Raw genomic sequence first — 18,071 nt, forward strand, 5'->3', positions numbered from 1 at the left:
TGCGGCAAAAAAAACACCGTGCGTGATGCGCACGGTGTTCGGGAGGCCAGGTGGCTCAGGCCAACAGCTTCAACAACGTTTCAGCAACGGCTGCCGAGCTGGCAGGGTTTTGACCGGTCACCAATTGGCCATCGGTCACCACGTGAACCTGCCAGTTAACCACTTTGGAGTAGCGCCCGCCAAGACGCTGGAATTCGTCCTCGATCAGGAACGGCACGACATCGGTCAGGCCCACAGCGGCTTCTTCAGCGTTGGTGAAACCGGTGACGTCCCGGCCCTGAATCAACGGCTTGCCATCGGCAGCCGTAACGTGGCGCAGCACGCCCGGCGCATGGCAGACGAACCCGTGGGGTTTGTTGCTGCGGTCGAAGGCTTCGATCAGTGCGATCGAGTGTTTGTCCTCGGCCAGATCCCACAGCGGGCCATGGCCACCGGGATAAAACACAGCATCGAAATCCTCAGCGCTGACATCCGCCAGACGCCCGGTGTTGGCCAGTGCCTGCTGGGCAGCAGGGTCCTTGCGAAAGCGCTCGGTTTCAGCGGTTTGCGCATCGGGCTCATCGCTTTTCGGATCAAGCGGAGGCTGGCCGCCAGCCGGCGATACCAGGGTGATCTGTGCACCGGCATCCTTGAAGGCGTAGTAGGGGGCCGCGAACTCTTCGAGCCAGAAGCCGGTTTTCTTGCCGGTGTTGCCAAGCTGATCGTGGGAAGTCAGAACCATCAAGATTTTCATAGAGCGCCCTGTGGTGGTCGGGTGTCCTCGACGGGTTCGTCTGCGACACCTTGGAAGGAATGACGGGCACAGCATAGATTCATATTAGACCGGTCGTCTAGTAAATTTTCACGGCCGTGTTTCCGCGCGATCACTGTGGCAAACTCCTGCTCATCAGAAATATACGACTGGTCTAATGTTTGGTATTTTGCGCCCATGAAACCGACCTACGACGATACCCGCCAACACCTGCTCGACACCGGCCACCGCATGATGGCCGAAAAGGGCTTTACCAGCGTTGGCCTGAGCGAGATCCTGCAGACCGCCGGTGTGCCCAAGGGCTCGTTCTATCACTACTTCAAATCCAAGGAACTCTACGGCCAGGCGTTGCTGGAGGATTACTTCGTCGGCTACCTCGCAGATATGGAGCGACGCCTGACACTGCCGGGGCTCAGTGCCTATGAGCGGCTGATGGATTACTGGCAGGGCTGGCAGAACCGCTGCACCCTGGAAGGTCACGGCGATGAATGCCTGGTGGTCAAGTTGAGCGCGGAAGTCGCCGACCTGTCCGAGTCGATGCGCCTCACCTTGCGTGACGGCGCCGAGCGCATCGTTGCGCGGATCACGACGTGCCTGGAAGCAGGGCAGCTGGATAAAAGTGTGCCGGATGCTGATGCTCGTCAGCTGGCGGAAACCCTTTACCAGCTCTGGTTGGGCGCCAGTCTGCTGAACAAGCTGCAGCGCACCGGGCAGTCATTGCAGACCTCGATGGTGATGACGAAGCGGCTTTTGCAGCGGCCATCAAACTGAAGCGCCAGGCCTGTTGAGCGCCCCCGATTCTGGTGGCCTCGCCCTCAAGGTAGCGCGTAGATCTTGAACAGCTTCTTCGCCGCTTCGCCGGCGCCATCCAGGTATTTGTCGTACGCCTGCTCGATGTCGCCGGCGCGGTACATTTCACTCAGCGCAGTGTCGACCAGCAGACGGAAATCTTCGTCGTTTCGATCCAGTGCCATGGCCGTCGGCGCGTACTCGAAAATCCGCTCCAGCAGCACCAGGTGACCTTCCGGGTCATTCCTGCTCAACAGATGCTTGAGCACCATGCGCTCAGCAAAGAACGCACTGGCTTTGCCATCGGCAACCTGTTTGAGGCCTGCATCGGCATTCTCCACCGTGACCAGCGTGGCCACCACGCCGAGCAAACGCATCTGCTGGTGTATCCACGCCTCGGTCACACCGCCGGCGATGGCAGCATAGGTTTGATTGGACAGCCCAAGGTTCGCGGTGGCACGCCACGTTGGCCCGGTATGCGCCACCTTGCCATTGAGCACATTAAGCAACGGCTGGGAGGCGTCCTCGCGCACCACGGCCGAGAGACCGGCGGTGTAGACCGGCACCGAGTAGCTGACCTGCGAGCGCCGCGCCAGTGTCGGAGGGGTCGGTGTACAGAGAATGTCGATTTTCCCCGAATTGACGGCATTGATTTCATCGTTGAGAGACACAGGCTGGTACGCAATCTTCAGCGTGGGCAACGCCAGTTCGCTCTTGACCTTTTCGGCGATTTTCAAACAGAGGTCGATGGCATATCCGCTGGCCTTATCGGCGACCTGCTCGCTGAACGGCGCGAAGTCCGGCAAGTAACCGAGGGTGAACGTATGGCTCGTGCGAATGCGCTCAAGCGTGCTGCTGTGGGCCATGACTGGCAATAGCGTCAGTAGGCAGACGAGTAGCAGCGGGTGGGATTTGCTCAGTTTTACGTTCATGTGGGGGTTCCTCGAATTCAGATGTCTGAGCCGTCACGAAGACGGCGGTCAAGGATTGTCGGCCCGGGGGGGAACCGGCACAGGCACGTCGACAAAACGTTTGGCGAGGAAGCCGTAGAGCAGGTAGCCGAACACAAGAACCAGAATGCCGCCGAACACCGCATCTTTGCCGCAGGCATACAACGCGTAGAGGGAGTACGCCACGGCCACCACCAACAGCAAGGTATTGCGGGTGTACACGCTGGCACTGACCTTGGCTTTGTACATCATGACCAGCAGCCCGGTGGCCGCTGTTACATAGGGAATCAGGTTGGTCACTGCGGCGAGGCTGACCAGTTTGCCGAACTGCGCACTGGCGTTCGGCGAAATGGTCGACAGCGCCATCAAGGTCTGCAGCACGCCGCAGACCAGCATCCCGACGATGGGGGCATTGCGGGCGCTGACCTTGCAGAACAGTTTGGGAAACATGCCCTGGTCAGCCGTCATCTTGGCGGTTTGCGCCAGGGTGAACTGCCAGCCCAATAGCGAGCCGACACATGCCATCACCGCCAACGCCATGATGATGTGACCGACCGTCGGGTTGAACATGTGGGCATAAACCAGCGCGAACGGCGCGGACGAATTAGCCAGCTCGGCATTCGGAATGATCCCCTGAATGACGGTCGTCGAGAGCACGTAGACAACCGCCGCTCCCAGTGTGCCGAACAGGCAGGCCAGCGGCACCGTGCGCGTGGGGTTCTCCACCGCGTCAGAGGCCTGCGCGGCCGATTCCATGCCGAGAAAGGCCCAGAGTGTCAGCGGAATTGCTTTGCTGATCGCTTCGGAAATGGGCAGGTGGTAAGGGTTCCAGGCGGCGATCAGCAGATCGGGTTTGAACCAGAACCATCCGATAAGGCTCAAGCCGGCAACCGGGATGATCACGCCCCAGACCGTAATCGCACCGATCTTGCCGGTAACGCCGGGGCCGCCGAAATTTGCCACGGTGGTTATCCAGAGCAAGCCGACCGTTCCGATGAACAAAGGAATGGCGCCGCTTCCCAGCCAAGGCATGAACGACGTCATGTATCCCACTGCGGAGATGGCCACCGCCACGTTGGCGATGGCCAGTGACAGGAAATACAGATATGAGCAGAGGAAAAATCCCGACTTTGCGTGCGCCTCTTCGGTGTAGGCGGATAACCCGCCCGAGCGCAGACAGAAGATGCCGCACTGGGAAAAACAATATGCAATGGCCATGGAACCGACAGCGGTGACGATCCATGACAACAACGAGACCGCCCCGAGTTGCGCCATGCTGGTCGGCAACATGATGATGCCCGAGCCCATCATGTTGACGGTCACCAAAGTGGTGAGTCCCGTCAGGCTCATTTTCTTGTTGGTGTCGGTCATCGAAAACCCCTCGATCGGCGAAGTACATCAGCGCCCAGCCCTTGAACGCACTGCAGCGTGGTCATGGTCAATGTTCGCCGACGGTTGAGGTCAACGTGTCTGCCTTGCTTATCCAGCCTCCGCCCGTTGCCTTGTAAACATCGATCATGGCGGTGAACACCGAACCCCGGGTCCGGGTGTAGGTCAGCTCGGCATCGAACAGACTGCGCTCGGCATCCAGCACTTCTATGTAGCTGGTATAGCCGTTGTCGTAGCGCAGCCGGGCAAACCGGGTGTAGGTGCGCAACGCTTCGACCTGATTGCCTTGAGAAGTCATTTGCTCGCGGGATTTGCTCGCGGCAACCAAGGCGTTTTCAACATCCCTGAAGGCTGACTGGATCGACTGTTGGTAAGCCAGCAAGGTTTGTTTTTGAACGGCCTCGGCCTGTTGCACCTGGCCGGCGATCCCGCCAGCGGTGAAGAGCGGCATGCTGGCGGCGACTCCGTAAGACCAGGTGGCGGCCGGCCCGGTGAACAGGTTGGACAGTTGGTTACTGACCGAGCCCAACAATCCGGTCAGGGATATCGTCGGGAAATACAGTGCCTTGGCCGCACCGATTCGGGCGTTGGCGGAAACCAGATTCAACTCGGCTTGCCGCAGATCGGGGCGGCGCTCAAGCAAGTCCGAAGGCAACCCGGCGGGCACCAATGGCAGCGACAGTTGTGTCAGCTCACGGCCTCTGATGATCGGCCCTGGATTGCGCCCAAGCAGCACCGCCAGATTGTTTTCCTGTTGCGCCACCAGTGACTCGAATTGCGCAACGGATGCCTGGGTGCGCTGGAATTCCGAAAGGTTTTGCGCCAATTCCATTTCAGAAATGGTCCCGGCACCGAAACGCAGCTTGAAGATTTCGTAGGAGTCGCCACGGGCCTTGGCCGTGGTGCGGGCGATTTCCAGTTGGCGGTCAAGATCGCGCAGCGCGATGTAACTCGATGCCACCGACGAGACCAGGCTGAGTATCACCGTCCGCCGACCTTCTTCCGAGGCCAGCAAGTCAGCCCGTGCCGATTCATTGAGTCGCCGCAAGCGTCCCCAGACGTCAAGCTCCCAGCTCACACTCAGGGTGGCCTGATAATTCTGATAAATCGGGTCGACGCTGGAATCCAGCGGTACCGGGCCATTGTCGCGTGGCGCCCGGGAGCGACTGCCTTGCGCGGCGGCGCCGATTTGCGGAAAAAGCTGCGAACGCGCCACACCGTAACGGCCCTGAAACTCCTCGACCCGGGCGGCGGCGATCTTGATGTCTTTGTTCTGCGCCAGCGCGCTGCGGATCAAGTCATTGAGCACCGGATCGTTGAACTGTTCCCACCACAACGCGTTGGACAGGTCGTTGGCCTCTTGCTCTGCGTAGCGATAGGCCGGCGGGGTGTCGGTGGCCGGGCGCTGGTAATCCGGGCCGAGCATGCAGCCGCTGAGCCCCAGACAAATCAACCACGACAAATGGCATGTGCGCATTCATTCCCCCTCATGTCTGTGCAGGGGAGCGCCACCGGGGATCTCTCCGGGCGATGTGAGCGAAGGCGGCGGGGTGGTCTGTTGCGGCGCGCCTTTTTTCTCGGTCAAGCGTTCAACCAGGTAGTAGAACAGCGGGATGAAGAAAATGGCGATGACTGTTGCCGCCAACATCCCGCCGATGACACCTGTGCCGATCGAGTGTCGGCTGTTTTCCGATGCGCCGACGGCAATGGCCAATGGGACACACCCCAGAATGAACGCCAGGGACGTCATCACGATAGGCCGCAGCCGCTCCCTGGCGGCGGTCATTGCCGCATCGTAGGCAGACATGCCGCTTTCCCGGTTCAGTACCGCAAATTCGAAAATCAGGATCGCATTCTTCGCGGCCAGGGCGACCAGCATGGTCAAGCCGATCTGGAAGTAAACATCGTTACTCAACCCGCGAATCAGTACCGCGAGCAGGGCACCGAACAACGCAAAGGGCACCGCCAGCAATACCCCGACGGGCAGGGACCATTTTTCGTACTGCGCGGCCAGGATCAGGAACACCATGACCAGGCCGAAGATGAACACCTGAGAGGAAGCGCCCCCGCTTTTTTTCTCCTCGAAGGCCTCGCCACTCAGGGCCAAGGCATAGTCATTGGTCATGATTTCAGCGCTGATCTCTTCCAGCGCCTTGAGTGCCTGACCGGAGCTGTAGCCGGGCGCGGCGTTGGCGGTGAGCTTGACGGCCGGGAAGTTGTTGAAGCGCGTCAGCAGGTCGGGGCCGGTGACGTAGCGGGTGGTCAGCAGCGCTTTTAGCGGCACCATCCCCAGGTTCTTGCTGCGCACATAAATCTGCTGCAAGTCATCAGCCTTGAGTCGGTAGCTCGGTTCAGCCTGCAGAATCACCTGCCACAGACGGCTGAACTTGTTGAATTGAGACACATACAGAGAACCGAACATGGTTTGCATGGTGCTGTACACGTCTTCCACCGGCACTCCCAGCGTCTCGGCCTTTTCGCGGTCGACATCGACCAGCAATTGCCGGGAAAACACATTGAAGGTCGAGGTAATGGCGCCGAGTTCCGGACGCTGCCTGGCCTTTGCGACAAGCATGCCGACCGTCTCGGCCAGTTGCCCGACGCTGGCGTCGCCCTTGCTTTGAACCCACACCTCCATGCCGCCCGTGGTGCCCAGACCCGGTATGGATGGCGGGTTCACCGGCAAAATGATCCCGCCCTGCACTGTGGAAAAGGCCCGGGCCGCTTTCTGGATGAGCGCTGGAGCACTCTGTTCCTTGATGGTTTGCGAGTCCTTGTAACGCTCTTCGAAATCCTTGAACCCGACGAAAAAGGCACCGGCATTGTTCTTGTTCTGGCCATCGAGCAGGCTGTAGCCGTTAACGATTGCGACACCCTCGACGGCCTCGTCATGCATGAAGAAATCACTGGCGACCTTGCCCACTTCAGCTGTGCGATCCAGGCTGGCGGCATCGGGCATGATCAGCGCGCCCAGCAGATACCCCTGATCCTCCGGGGGCAGAAAGGCACTGGGAATGCGCTGCGCCATCAGCGCAATCAAAACGATCATGCCGGCGAACAGCAGCAACGCCAGCACAAAGCGTTTGATCATGAACGCCACGGCACGCGAATAGCCCTCGGTCATGCGTTCGAAGCTACGTTCGAACCAGCGGAAAAAAGCGTTTTTTTCGCCTTGGTGAGGTTTGAGCAGCAGGGCGGCCAAGGCCGGTGAAAGCGTCAACGCCACCAGGCCGGAGATCACCACGGAGATGGCAATGGTGATCGCAAACTGTTTGTAGAGCTGCCCGGTGATGCCCCCCATGAAAGCCACCGGGACGAACACTGCACACAACACCAGCACGATCGCGACCACCGGCCCGGCCACTTCATCCATGGCGCGTTTGGCCGCGTCCTTGGGGTTCATCTTGTGTACGTGCATATTGCGTTCGACGTTTTCAATCACCACGATCGCGTCGTCGACCACGATGCCGATCGCCAGCACCATGCCGAACAGCGTGAGCATGTTCACCGAAAATCCCAAGGCAGACATGCCGATAAAGGTGCCGACAATCGACACCGGTACGGCGAGTACCGGGATCAGCGTGGCGCGCAGACTCTGCAGAAAAATGAACACCACCACGACCACCAGCACCAACGCTTCGAAAAAGGTGTGAATCACCTCGGAAATCGACGCGCGGGTAAACGCGGTAGTGTCCATCACGATCTTGTATTCGATCCCTTCGGGAAATGTCGTTTTCATTTGTGCCAGGGTCGACGTCACCGCTGCCGAGACATCGAGGGCGTTTGCCCCCGGTTGCTGATACACCGCAATCAGCGTGGCGGGACGTCCCTGATAGGTGCTGCGCAGCGAATAGTCCTTCTGCCCGAGTTCGGCGCGCCCTACATCCTTCAGGCGGACGATGGCCGCGCCGTCGTTGCTGGCGCGCAAGATGATGTTCTCGAATTCCGCAGGCTCCGTCAGGCGGCCCTTGGTGGTCACCGCGAACGATTGCTCCACGGCCTGGCCGGTCGGCGATTGCCCGACACGGCCGACGGCGAATTGCTGATTCTGGTTGGCGACCGCTGTCTGTACGTCAGCGGCGGTGATGCCCAGTTGCGCCATGCGATCGGGTTTGAGCCAGATCCGCATGGCGTAGTCCGGCGTGCCGAAAATGCTCGCCTGGTTGGCCCCCGGAATGCGCTTGATTGCATCCAGAATGTAGAGGTTCGCGTAGTTGGCGACGTAGGTGCTGTCATAGCGCTCGCCGGCGGAATACACGGCAAGCACCATCATGAACGCGGAAGATTTTTTCTGTACCTGAATGCCTTGGCTCTGGACGGCGGAGGGCAGTTGCGGCAAGGCCAGATTAACGCGGTTTTGCACATCGACCTGGGCAAGGGAGGGGTCGGTGCCAATCTCGAAGAATACGTTGAGGGTCATGTTCCCCGTCGCCGAGCTCGACGAGTTCATGTAGATCATGTTGTCGGCGCCGTTGACCTGTTGCTCGATCGGCGCTGCCACATTATTGGCCACCACCTGGGCATCGGCGCCGGGGTAGGTTGCCGAAACGGTAATTTGCGGCGGGGTAATATCCGGGTACTGGGCCACCGGCAATTTGGCCATGGCCACCGCGCCGGCCAGGGTGATGATGATTGAGATCACCGAAGCGAAAATGGGGCGATCAATGCAGTAGTGGGAAATACTCATGGGCTGCGCCCGGTGTCTTGCTGCGTGCTGGCAGCCATCGGTTTTGTCGGCGTCTGGCTTGCTGGCGGGGCAGGAGGGGCAATGATGTTCAGCGGACCTCCGGGCGTGACTCTGATCGCACCGTCGACCACGATCCGTTCACCGGCCTGCAACCCTTGGGTAATGAACCAGTCATCGTCGTGCCAGTCACCCACTTCGACCACCCGTTGCTCGGGCTTGCCCGCAGCATTAATCACCCACACGAAGTGGCTCTTGGCCCCCTCCAGAACGGCTTTTTGCGGTACGACGATGGCGTTCGGCCTGGTAGCGCCGATGGCCCGCGCCCGCACGAACTGGCCGGGACGCAATTGGCCGTTGGGATTGGCGACCACGGCGCGGACCAGAAAGGTGCCGGTGTCCTGGCTGTAGGAGGGCGCGGCAAAATTCAGTCGCCCCTGTTCAGGCAACACCGAGCCGTCGGCCAATACCACTTCCACGACAAATTCACTGCGCAGCGGGAATATGAGGTGTCCGGAAGCAATCTCTTCGCGGAACTTGAGCGTCTCGTTTTCCGAAAGACTGAAGTTGACGTAGATCGGGTCCATCTGCGAGACGGTGGTCAGCAGTCCGGACTCGCCGGGTGTGACGTAACTGCCTTCCTGCTTTTTGGCAAAGCTTGAAAGACCGGTAAGCGGGGAGGCGATGGTGGTGTAACTGAGGTTCAGCTGTTCGGTTCGCACCGACCCTTCGGCGGCCAGCACGGCGGCTCTGGTCTGACGCTCATCGCCGACGGCATTGTCCAGGTCCATTTTGCTGACAGCATTCTGCGCCGCCAGCGGCCGGACGCGGGCGAGGGTGGCTTTGGCCACCTCCCAACGTGCCTGCTGTTGAGCCAGTTGCCCCTGGGCCGAAAGCAATGAAGCTTCAAAGGGCTTGCGGTCCATCTGAAACAGCGTCTGCCCGGTTTTTACCAGGTCGCCTTCGGTGTACAGCCGCTTTTCCAGGAACCCGGCAACCCGGGCGCGGATCTCCACTTCGCGGGAGCTTTGGGTTTGCGCAACGAACTCGAAGGTCACCGGTGTAGTGCGTGCGGTGACCGTCATGATCGTGACATCAGGCGCTTGACGGGCGAGGGTCGGGGGTTCTTTGCCGCAGCCGGCGAGCAGGCTCAGGCTGCCGACGATAATGGCGACGGGCAGGCCGAGTTGCCTGCCAACACTCATGTTCCTGCCCATATTCTGCTCCGTGAAGGTTTCTCGGACAGACGCTTAGCCATTCGTTGGTCACAACGCTAGCACCGGCACTCAGTGGCATTTCTGACAATTATCAAAGAACACGATTTGCCAGCCGCGAGACCCATGGGTTGGCACTCAAACCATGGAGCAGCACACTCAGTAAAACGGTGCAGGCCGCTACAGCCACCAACGTACGACCGACTTGCAGAGGGTAGTCCAGAATCATCACGGCGAAGACAATACTTGCAAGGCCGCGCGGGCCGAACCAGCCGATGAATAGCCGGGTTTCGAAGTCGAAGTCGGTCCCTGCCAGACTGATAAGCACAGGCAGTACGCGAACCACGGTGAGGCTGAGCACTGCATACAACCAGATATTCAGCGTGAAACTGCTCCAGGCCCAAGGGATTACCTGCGCGCCAAATACCACCCAGGTAATGACGGAAAGCAGGCTGGCGAACTCTTCACTGGCCTTGAGCAGATCATGCTTTTGTTCAGCAAACAGATAACTGGCGAGCAGGCCGCCAACGAACGCCGCGATAAACCCGCTACCGCCTGATGCTTGCGCGGTGGCAAAGCAAACCAGCGCCAGTCCGGGTAGCGTCAGCTGCGACCACATGGGTGTTTGCCAATGGCGTTTCCCGGCGTAACGCTGCAACAACCAGGCGATCAACGTCAGGGCTACGCCGACGAGCGCGCCAATGCCAAGCTCCTCGGCAACCAGCTCCACCGCCAGCGAGACGGGCGACCGCGTCTGTTCTTCGATCAACAGGGCCAGGAACATCAACAGCACCGGCACGCAGATGCCGTCATTGAGCCCGCTCTCCACGTTCAATCCTTCACGCACGGATGCCGCCACCTTCGGGTTGCTCACGACAGCCTTGCCCAGTGCGGCATCAGTGGGCGCCAGAAGAGTCGCCAAGATGGCCAGTTCGATCGAGGGAATCTGCGGAAACAGCCAGATGCCGACCAGCCAACCCCCGAGCATGGTCAGCGGCAGCCCGATCAACAACAATCGTAGCGGTAATCCTTCGTGGGCTTTCAGCACCTTGAGATCAGCGTTGGCGGCATCGCTGAAGAGCACAATTGCCAAGGTCAGTTCGGCCAGGATCCGGAGGCCGTCCTTGTCGATCCGGGGCAGCAGCAGGCCCAGGAATGCCGGGCCAAGAATCAGCCCGGCGAGCATGAACATCAGAGGCCCATTGAGCAGGCGCGACTCGAAACGTCCGGCAAACAGGCTATAGACAAGAAGGAAGGCGGCAAGCAGTGCCAGGTTCTGATACATCGGTCACCTGCCTGTCCGGGTTTAGATAGAAGGGATAAGGCAGGTTTAATTCATTGCTCGTAGCGTCTTCTGATAAAAATCAATGGATGTGAGGATTCCCCAATCGACTACCTGATCAGCTCCTGCGTCTCAGCTCCTGCGTCGACGTTCCAATAGAGAGAACAGGTACATGCCGGCCAGCATGGCCAACACGAATACGATGATCTGCCCGTGCCCGGTAAGCAGAATAGCAACGGCTGGCCCAGGGCAGATTCCCGCCATCCCCCAACCGATGCCGAACAGCAGGCTGCCGCCAATCAGGCGGGCATCCAGCTCCCGTTTCATCGGTAACTGCATAGGGGCTCCCAACAAGGATTGCTTGTTGTTCCGCGCCCAATTCAGGGGGATAACCGCCACGGCGATGGCGCCTCCCATCACTAGAGCAAGTGACGGATCCCAGGCCCCGGCCACATCCAGGAAAGCCAGTACCTTGGCGGGGTTCGCCATGCCTGCCAGGAGCAGCCCAAGGCCGAAGATCAGTCCTGCGAAAAAAGCGCTCAGCTTGATCATTTTCAAGCCCCCACGACATGACGAATGACGTACACCGTTGCAAAACCGGCGAGCATAAAGCACATCGTTGCCGTGACGGATCGGGCGGACAGTCGAGAGATCCCGCAAACCCCATGACCACTTGTGCAGCCAGAGCCGTAACGGGTGCCCACGCCGACGAACAATCCCGCAATGATCAGCGTCGGCCATTCTGCCTTGATCTCGATCTGCGGCAGTACGGCAAACACTCCCCACAACAGTGGCGCGAGCATCAAGCCAAGAAGAAACAGTGCCTTCTCGCTCCAGCCTTCACTGCCAAATTGCATCACGCTGCCAATCAAGCCACTGATGCCGGCGATGCGACCATTGGCGAGCACGAATACCCCGACCGCCAGGCCTATCAAGGCCCCTCCGCCCAAGGCAGTCCAAGGCGTAAAGTTCAGCCAATCAATGCTCATTTTGTAGCTCCTGCACAGAAGTGCTGATTAAAAGCCATACATCACCGCGCGTGCCGTGGAGCTGTTGATTCGCTAGCCGGCGTGTTTTGCGTCATTAAAAACCGCTCGATCTCCTCAACGGTACTTCGCGCCGTTCGGGTGATGCCGATCAGTGTCGCGGAAGCGGCACCTGTCCAGTCGCCATACCCCACCAGCCATAAGCGCGGCTCCTTGATCGAACGTGTACCTTCAACGATCACACGTCCATCGGCGGTACACACCCCCAGTGATGCCAGATAACCGAGGGCAGGGCGGAAGCCGGTGCACCAGATCACTACGTCGACCGGCGTTTGCGAGCCATCGGCCCACGTCACCCCGGTTTCGGTGAAACGCAGGAACGGCCGAACCGCATGGAGCACGCCACGCTCCCGAGCCTCGACGACTGGCGGGACCATCACGATATCGCCCAGGCCTCCGACCGGTTGTTCAATGACGGTCCCGGCGAGCTGGGCTTTCCAGCGTTCGGTGGCGCGCTCGAACAGCACGCGGCCATCGACCTCATCGGCGAGAAATTCTGGCGGCTGCGGAGTAACCCAGGTGGCGTCGGCCACTTTTGAGACTTCAGCGAGGATCTGTGCACCGGAGTTGCCACCGCCCACCACCAGGACTTTTTTCCCCGCAAAAGGCTTCGCATTGACGTAATGGGCCGAATGCAAATGCTGGCCGGTAAAGGTTTCACTGCCGGGGTAATGTGGCAGGTAAGGATGACGCCAGGTGCCGGTCGCACTGACCACTGCGCGGGCCAGCCAGCAACGGCCCTGGGCTTTGACCTGAAGTCGATCGCCCTGGCGCTCAACAGCATTGACCCAATAAGGCCGTTCTACAGGAAACTGATAGCGTTGCTCATACTGGCGCAGGTAATCGATCACGTTGTCACGACTGGGATAGCCGTCGGTGACCGGCGGCATCATCCAGCCGGCGATGGAGCTCCAGGTCGAAGGTGAAAACAATCGCAGGGAGTCCCAGCCATGCCGCCACGCACCACCTGGTGCGGCTTCGGCATCAATGATCACAAACGAGCGCCCGGTGCGACGCAGGAAATAAGCCACGGCGAGTGCGGACTGACCGCCGCCAATAATCGCGACATCCACTTCGGTACAGTTGGCAGGCATTGGGAGAGTCCTTGAGGCAGCGCAAGTCAGGCCAGATTAGCGCATCCGAATCGGGCGTTTGTTGATGATCCTCAAATGGCTGTATCTAGATCGCCGCCCAATCGGTTCGGTGCTGCAGCAGGAAATCGACAAAAGCCCGGACCCGCTGAGGAACGTAGCGGCCATGAGGGTAGAGCAGGGTGTAAGGCCGGGAGCGCCCATTGTAGGGCTGGAGTACCTCGACGAGGCGCCCATCGGCCAATTCGTTCTCGACAATGAATCGATAAGTCTGGAACAGGCCAGCGCTGTGTTTGGCCAGAGTGACGCCGCCCAGCACATCGTCCGAGCAGCAATAGCGGCCCTCTGTGAAGATCTCCCGATGTTTGCCATCGACCTCGAACAGCCATGAGATGCGACGGCCGCTGCTGGGCAGTTCAAATTGAATGCACTCGTGAGTGACAAGGTCATCCAGTGTCGTTGGCGTGCCGGCCTTGGTCAGGTATTCAGGTGTCGCGACCACGACCAGTTGTGCGTCCTCCAGCAAGCGGGCGATCAGGGTCGAGTCCGGTTGAGCCCGGACCCGAATCGCCAGATCGTAGCCTTCCGCCACAAAGTCGATATTTCGGTTACCCAAATGGATATCCACGCTGACGTCTGGATAAAGCGCCCGAAACTTCGGCAGAAGCGGCAGGATCCGGTGATGCCCATAGGTGGTCGGAAGACTGATGCGCAGTCGCCCTGAAGGCGTCGATTGAGCGCCCATGACTTCTTGCTGTGCTTCCACCAGTTGCGTCAGGGCCTGTCGGCATTGTTCATAGAACACCCGGCCGGGTTCAGTCATCCGGATGCTGCGTGTGGTTCTGACGAAGAGACGTGATCCCAAACGCTCCTCTAGACGCAAAATCGAGCGGCTTACTGCAGCAGGCGTCACACCGGCTACCTGCGCGGCTGCCGTAAAACTGCCCGTTTCCGAGGCCAGGCAAAATAGCTCGATGCTTCCTAGCTGCAGGTCATCAAAATGACGCTTCATATTCATCACACCGAGTATTCGCGAAGTGCCCAAAGCATACCGATGTCGATGACGCAGTGGCGAGTGCCGCGGCTTTTATTCATTACACAGCGTCATAAATGAAGTAACCGAGCCCGCATTTATTCATTCAAGGCCAGCTTATAGAGTTCATTCCACTTGCCGTCTCATCATGCCGATGAGACGCGAACTGGAGACTTTCCCGTGCCTTTCATCAACGTTCGTATCACCCGCGACGGCGTTACCAAAGACCAAAAAGCACAGGTGATCGCCGAGATCACCCAGACCATGCAGACGGTGCTCAACAAAGACCCGCACCTGACGCACATCGTGATCGAGGAAGTCGATACCGATAACTGGGGCTACGCAGGAATAACCACGACCGAGTACCGCCAGTCGCTGGTGGAGCCCAGGTAATGCTGAGGCACCTGAAACCGCTTTTTTAAACTATCGAGGCATTATCATGAGCCATTCAAAAAAAGTCGTTGTGGTCACTGGCGCATCCCAGGGTCTGGGCGCGGGCATCGTCGAAGGTTTTCGTAAACTCGGTTATCAAGTGGTGGCGACTTCACGCTCCATCCAGCCGTCATCGGATCCGGACATCCTGACCGTCGCCGGTGACATTGCCGATCCGGCGACGTCCGAGAAAATCATCCGCGAAGGCGTAGCGCGTTTTGGCCGCATCGACACATTGGTGAACAACGCCGGGATCTTCCTCGCCAAGCCGTTCACGGCCTATACCCGCGAAGAGTATGTAAATACCGTGGCCACCAACATGGGCAGCTTCTTCCATATGTCGCAGCAGGCGATTGCCCAGATGGAGAAGCAAGGCGAGGGCGGTCATGTGGTCAGTATCACCACGTCGCTGGTCGATCACGCTATCGAGGGCGTGCCATCGGTGCTGGCGTCGCTGACTAAAGGTGGGATGAACGCCGCGACCAAATCCCTGGCGATTGAGTACGCCAAGCGCGGCATCCGCGTTAACGCGGTGTCGCCGGGCATCATCAAGACCCCAATGCATGGCGAGGAAAGCCACGCCGCACTGGGCCGCCTGCATCCGGTCGGCCACATGGGCGACGTGCAAGACATCGTCGCAGCGGTGTTGTATCTGGACAGCGCCCACTTCGTCACGGGCGAAATCCTGCACGTTGATGGTGGCCAAAGCGCCGGCCACTGATGGAGACGGCGGTCTGGCCAACCAGGCGACCGGCAATCTGAAGCAAGAAGCCGCCATCGGCGGCTTCTCCCATCACATTTGAGGGGCGTTGCGCGCAGCGATCGCGACGGTGGTCGGCGAATCTGCAAGTGGGACGAATTGCCGTGTCGCGCCATCAAGTGCATCGATGCATCCGGCTTCGATGTCATACACCCAGCCGTGCAGATTCAGCCGCCCTTGCTCGAGCGCGAGGGCCACTGATGGATGCGTACGCAGATTCGCCAGTTGCGCGATCACGTTTTCACGCACAAGGCCATCGAGCTTGGCGCCGGGCGTATCGAACTCATGCGCCGCGTTAATCGCTTTCGCGGCGTCCGCGTGACGGAGCCAGTTAGCAACCGCTGGCAGGTGGTCCAGACAAGTGCAGCGAGAAATCGCGCCCATCGCGCCGCAGTCCGAATGGCCGCAGATCACGATGTCCTGGACGCCCAGCACCGCGACCGCATATTCGACGGTGGCCGAAACGCCGCCGGGCTCGGGGCCGTAAGACGGCACAATATTGCCGGCGTTACGAATCACGAACAGTTCGCCCGGTTCACGCTGCGTAAGGAGTTCCGGCACAACACGACTGTCCGAGCAGGTGACAAACAGCGCCTTGGGATTTTGTGCCGTCGCGAGCTGCTTGAACAGCTCGACACGCTGAGGATAAACCTCGCGCTGAAAGCGCAGAAAGCCGTCAATGATGTCACGCATGAAGTTCTCCAAACCCGATTAACAGATGTGGGCACAAGCACTCAGTGTGCTATCGCGCCGCGGTGGCGGGTATTATCGCAAACGTTGCGCGGGTTAGCTGTACTTGACTTGATGCCTGCAATCTACAGGCATTGGTGCAGGAGGGACGTAACGTAATACGTTGTTTAACATAATATACATTACACGTAACAAGATGTTTCCGAATCAGCCCGGTTGCACGCCACATTCAATCCAGAGGCTCACCTGAACCGTGTTTTCCAAAACCTCGGTCTGGCCTGAAGTTTGTGAGCATCAATCAGCATCCCGCGTCAGCTTTTCTATCAACATCCGATGCTGTGGAAATTGCGCAGTCAGTCTGCGTCTGTCACCCATCTCCATGTCCGCGAAATCAAATCCCGGCGACACGGTTTCACTGATCAAACCAAACCCGTGTTCACCCTCAAGCAGTCGCGATGCTTTCCAGATGCCACCAGGCACGTGCATTTGCAAAAGCTGTCCCGCCAGAATATCGCTACCCATTACCAATGTTTGAAGCGAACCGTCACCTGCGATCATGCTGTACTCGATGGGATCGCCCAAATGGTAGAAATGCAGGATGTCCGATTGGTTGAAATGAAACTGGCCCACCTGCGAATCTTCCGTCAGCAATTAATAGATCGAAGTCACCAGATAACGTGGGCCACGGGTGGTTTGCAGCATGGCGCGATGATCTGCTTGAAAAGTCCTGCGAAAATAGCCGCCTTCAACATGAGGCTGCAGATCCAGTGCAGCAATCACGTCCACGCTCTTTGTTTTCCCTCGATTCATGGCCTGCTCCATTGATTGAAAGGCAGATAGGCTGATAGCTCTACTAAACGGCTATTTAGTGGAGTTAACAGTATTTCGACGAATATCGAAGACAATTGCCTCCAATTCAACGATGTAACGCATGCCCACGTCAGGGACAATCGCTAGCGCTTCAGCGTCTCGCTCGGCAGCTCTTTGAACAGCGCCCGATAACTGTTGGAAAACCGCCCCAGATGCCAAAACGACCAGTTCATCGCCACTTCGGCCACGGTGGTTTCCGTGGGCCGGCGATTGAGCAATTCGCGGTGTGCACTGTTAAGCCGGCGCAGGCGCAGCCAGTGGCTCGGGGTCATACCGGTGTAAGCCTTGAACGCCTGCTGTAATTGACGCAACGGCACCCCTGCCACCTTCGAAAGCTCAAGCAGATTGACAGTCTCTTCCGGCGAATCCGCTGCCCATTCCCCTACTCGCTTCATGATCGTCCGCTCTTCAGTACGACGCTGCAAACCGCCTCGATCAAGACGGGTGTGAGCGTTGTCGAGAATGAACAGACAGTCTTCGAGCAGCTGCTGAGTCAATGAGTTTTTATCAAACGGATCAACAGCTTGCGACAACTTCGTGAGCGTTGAGCTTAACCAGCGACTGAACAAGGCGTTCTGCCCGCAGTTAAGCGGCGCCATGAACAGTCCCTCGAGTTTCGCCACATCCAGACCGTGTTCCCGGACGAATTGCGGGCCGAACACCACGGCGATTTCCTGGTAGTTCTCCGGGGTGATCCAGATGTTGCGGCTGTCTTCGTTAAGCAGGTAAAGCGCGTTGTCACTGCGATCAAAACAGAACGCCAAGGCACCCGATGGCGCACTGAATGCCTGCTCGACGCGGGTGTTCATCTGTTCTTCGTAGACCTGCACACCTTCCAGATCCAGATAGCGGATCTGCCCGGCGAAATGCCCAGGCGACATCTGCTGGTAATGCTGGACCCAACCCGGTGTGGCGCGGATTTGTTCGGTGACATCAGCGGTATTGAACGCCTGAACCTGAAGCGGATTACACGTTGTCATGGGAGACCTTGCGCACTCTTTTGGTGCGCTTTGGTGCTGCTTAAAGTGGATAGATGGAACGGCAAGGCACGCCCAAGATAGTCGTCAACGCGCCACAGGGGAAGGGGCGG

16 protein-coding genes and 1 pseudogene are annotated in these 18,071 nt (G+C 58.9%); 3 read left to right on the top strand and 14 right to left on the bottom strand.

What is annotated here, in order from left to right:
* Positions 1-55 precede the first annotated feature (55 nt).
* Positions 56-733, bottom strand: coding sequence for a type 1 glutamine amidotransferase domain-containing protein (locus ACTJKS_RS06810; protein ID WP_262947794.1), 678 nt, complete (start codon positions 731-733; stop codon positions 56-58).
* A gap of 195 nt (positions 734-928) precedes the next feature.
* On the opposite strand from ACTJKS_RS06810, the gene ACTJKS_RS06815 reads away from it, so the two are divergent.
* The gene (locus ACTJKS_RS06815) at positions 929-1,522 is read left to right on the top strand and encodes a TetR/AcrR family transcriptional regulator (protein WP_086791529.1); all 594 of its coding nucleotides are present in this window, start codon (positions 929-931) and stop codon (positions 1,520-1,522) included.
* A gap of 44 nt (positions 1,523-1,566) precedes the next feature.
* On the opposite strand, the gene ACTJKS_RS06820 is transcribed toward ACTJKS_RS06815, so the two are convergent.
* From ACTJKS_RS06820 to ACTJKS_RS06865, 10 genes are all read right to left on the bottom strand, one after another.
* Positions 1,567-2,472, bottom strand: a complete 906-nt coding sequence (locus ACTJKS_RS06820) for an amino acid ABC transporter substrate-binding protein (protein WP_198758077.1) — start codon at positions 2,470-2,472, stop codon at positions 1,567-1,569.
* 48 nt (positions 2,473-2,520) lie between these two features.
* Entirely contained in the window at positions 2,521-3,861 is a 1,341-nt protein-coding gene (gene potE, locus ACTJKS_RS06825) for a putrescine-ornithine antiporter (RefSeq protein WP_182401125.1), read from the bottom strand.
* A gap of 67 nt (positions 3,862-3,928) precedes the next feature.
* The gene (locus tag ACTJKS_RS06830; protein WP_222019324.1) at positions 3,929-5,356 is read right to left on the bottom strand and encodes an efflux transporter outer membrane subunit; all 1,428 of its coding nucleotides are present in this window, start codon (positions 5,354-5,356) and stop codon (positions 3,929-3,931) included.
* A complete protein-coding gene (locus ACTJKS_RS06835) occupies positions 5,357-8,566 on the bottom strand; it encodes an efflux RND transporter permease subunit (protein WP_262947792.1) in 3,210 nt (1,069 codons plus the stop codon).
* A complete protein-coding gene (locus ACTJKS_RS06840) occupies positions 8,563-9,648 on the bottom strand; it encodes an efflux RND transporter periplasmic adaptor subunit (RefSeq protein ID WP_317453240.1) in 1,086 nt (361 codons plus the stop codon). The genes ACTJKS_RS06835 and ACTJKS_RS06840 overlap by 4 nt, the downstream gene beginning before the upstream one ends.
* A 223-nt stretch (positions 9,649-9,871) precedes the next feature.
* Entirely contained in the window at positions 9,872-11,062 is a 1,191-nt protein-coding gene (locus ACTJKS_RS06845; RefSeq protein WP_198758081.1) for a cation:proton antiporter, read from the bottom strand.
* 129 nt (positions 11,063-11,191) lie between these two features.
* Positions 11,192-11,611 (bottom strand): DUF6691 family protein, encoded by a 420-nt coding sequence (locus ACTJKS_RS06850; RefSeq protein ID WP_086791216.1) that lies wholly within the window; start codon positions 11,609-11,611, stop codon positions 11,192-11,194.
* Positions 11,612-11,613: 2 nt separating this feature from the next.
* Complete coding sequence (locus ACTJKS_RS06855; RefSeq protein WP_108182708.1) at positions 11,614-12,048, bottom strand: YeeE/YedE family protein; 435 nt, start codon at positions 12,046-12,048, stop codon at positions 11,614-11,616.
* Positions 12,049-12,089: 41 nt separating this feature from the next.
* The gene (locus tag ACTJKS_RS06860; RefSeq protein WP_262947790.1) at positions 12,090-13,199 is read right to left on the bottom strand and encodes an ArsO family NAD(P)H-dependent flavin-containing monooxygenase; all 1,110 of its coding nucleotides are present in this window, start codon (positions 13,197-13,199) and stop codon (positions 12,090-12,092) included.
* 85 nt (positions 13,200-13,284) lie between these two features.
* Positions 13,285-14,208: a LysR family transcriptional regulator gene (locus ACTJKS_RS06865; protein ID WP_047294685.1), complete on the bottom strand. Its 924-nt coding sequence runs from the start codon at positions 14,206-14,208 to the stop codon at positions 13,285-13,287.
* A 201-nt stretch (positions 14,209-14,409) separates the two neighbouring features.
* Here ACTJKS_RS06865 and ACTJKS_RS06870 point away from each other — a divergent pair, with 201 nt between their 5' ends.
* Positions 14,410-14,622, top strand: a complete 213-nt coding sequence (locus tag ACTJKS_RS06870) for a tautomerase family protein (protein ID WP_108182706.1) — start codon at positions 14,410-14,412, stop codon at positions 14,620-14,622.
* 46 nt (positions 14,623-14,668) lie between these two features.
* Positions 14,669-15,382, top strand: coding sequence for an SDR family NAD(P)-dependent oxidoreductase (locus ACTJKS_RS06875; RefSeq protein WP_095669183.1), 714 nt, complete (start codon positions 14,669-14,671; stop codon positions 15,380-15,382).
* A 72-nt stretch (positions 15,383-15,454) separates the two neighbouring features.
* Here the strand turns inward: ACTJKS_RS06875 and ACTJKS_RS06880 are convergent, their stop codons facing one another.
* The 3 genes and pseudogenes from ACTJKS_RS06880 to ACTJKS_RS06890 form a co-directional block, all read right to left on the bottom strand.
* Entirely contained in the window at positions 15,455-16,114 is a 660-nt protein-coding gene (locus ACTJKS_RS06880; RefSeq protein ID WP_041063919.1) for a carbonic anhydrase, read from the bottom strand.
* A gap of 291 nt (positions 16,115-16,405) precedes the next feature.
* Positions 16,406-16,921, bottom strand: a pseudogene (locus ACTJKS_RS06885) (cupin domain-containing protein).
* A gap of 143 nt (positions 16,922-17,064) precedes the next feature.
* Complete coding sequence (locus ACTJKS_RS06890; RefSeq protein ID WP_041063839.1) at positions 17,065-17,961, bottom strand: helix-turn-helix domain-containing protein; 897 nt, start codon at positions 17,959-17,961, stop codon at positions 17,065-17,067.
* Positions 17,962-18,071 lie beyond the last annotated feature (110 nt).

Source organism: Pseudomonas sp. 22189 (genome assembly GCF_052045635.1).
In the GTDB taxonomy this organism is placed as follows: domain Bacteria; phylum Pseudomonadota; class Gammaproteobacteria; order Pseudomonadales; family Pseudomonadaceae; genus Aquipseudomonas; species Aquipseudomonas parakoreensis.

Bases quoted from the DNA above. Each gene is read 5' to 3' on its own strand.
- ACTJKS_RS06815 (WP_086791529.1), top strand. From the start codon at position 929: ATGAAACCGACCTACGACGATACCCGCCAACACCTGCTCGACACCGGC.
- ACTJKS_RS06850 (WP_086791216.1), bottom strand. From the start codon at position 11,611: ATGATCAAGCTGAGCGCTTTTTTCGCAGGACTGATCTTCGGCCTTGGG.
- ACTJKS_RS06830 (WP_222019324.1), bottom strand. From the start codon at position 5,356: ATGCGCACATGCCATTTGTCGTGGTTGATTTGTCTGGGGCTCAGCGGC.
- ACTJKS_RS06860 (WP_262947790.1), bottom strand. From the start codon at position 13,199: ATGCCTGCCAACTGTACCGAAGTGGATGTCGCGATTATTGGCGGCGGT.
- ACTJKS_RS06835 (WP_262947792.1), bottom strand. From the start codon at position 8,566: ATGAGTATTTCCCACTACTGCATTGATCGCCCCATTTTCGCTTCGGTG.
- ACTJKS_RS06840 (WP_317453240.1), bottom strand. From the start codon at position 9,648: ATGACGGTCACCGCACGCACTACACCGGTGACCTTCGAGTTCGTTGCG.
- ACTJKS_RS06845 (WP_198758081.1), bottom strand. From the start codon at position 11,062: ATGTATCAGAACCTGGCACTGCTTGCCGCCTTCCTTCTTGTCTATAGC.
- ACTJKS_RS06820 (WP_198758077.1), bottom strand. From the start codon at position 2,472: ATGAACGTAAAACTGAGCAAATCCCACCCGCTGCTACTCGTCTGCCTA.
- ACTJKS_RS06810 (WP_262947794.1), bottom strand. From the start codon at position 733: ATGAAAATCTTGATGGTTCTGACTTCCCACGATCAGCTTGGCAACACC.
- ACTJKS_RS06880 (WP_041063919.1), bottom strand. From the start codon at position 16,114: ATGCGTGACATCATTGACGGCTTTCTGCGCTTTCAGCGCGAGGTTTAT.
- ACTJKS_RS06865 (WP_047294685.1), bottom strand. From the start codon at position 14,208: ATGAAGCGTCATTTTGATGACCTGCAGCTAGGAAGCATCGAGCTATTT.
- potE (WP_182401125.1), bottom strand. From the start codon at position 3,861: ATGACCGACACCAACAAGAAAATGAGCCTGACGGGACTCACCACTTTG.
- ACTJKS_RS06875 (WP_095669183.1), top strand. From the start codon at position 14,669: ATGAGCCATTCAAAAAAAGTCGTTGTGGTCACTGGCGCATCCCAGGGT.
- ACTJKS_RS06855 (WP_108182708.1), bottom strand. From the start codon at position 12,048: ATGAGCATTGATTGGCTGAACTTTACGCCTTGGACTGCCTTGGGCGGA.
- ACTJKS_RS06890 (WP_041063839.1), bottom strand. From the start codon at position 17,961: ATGACAACGTGTAATCCGCTTCAGGTTCAGGCGTTCAATACCGCTGAT.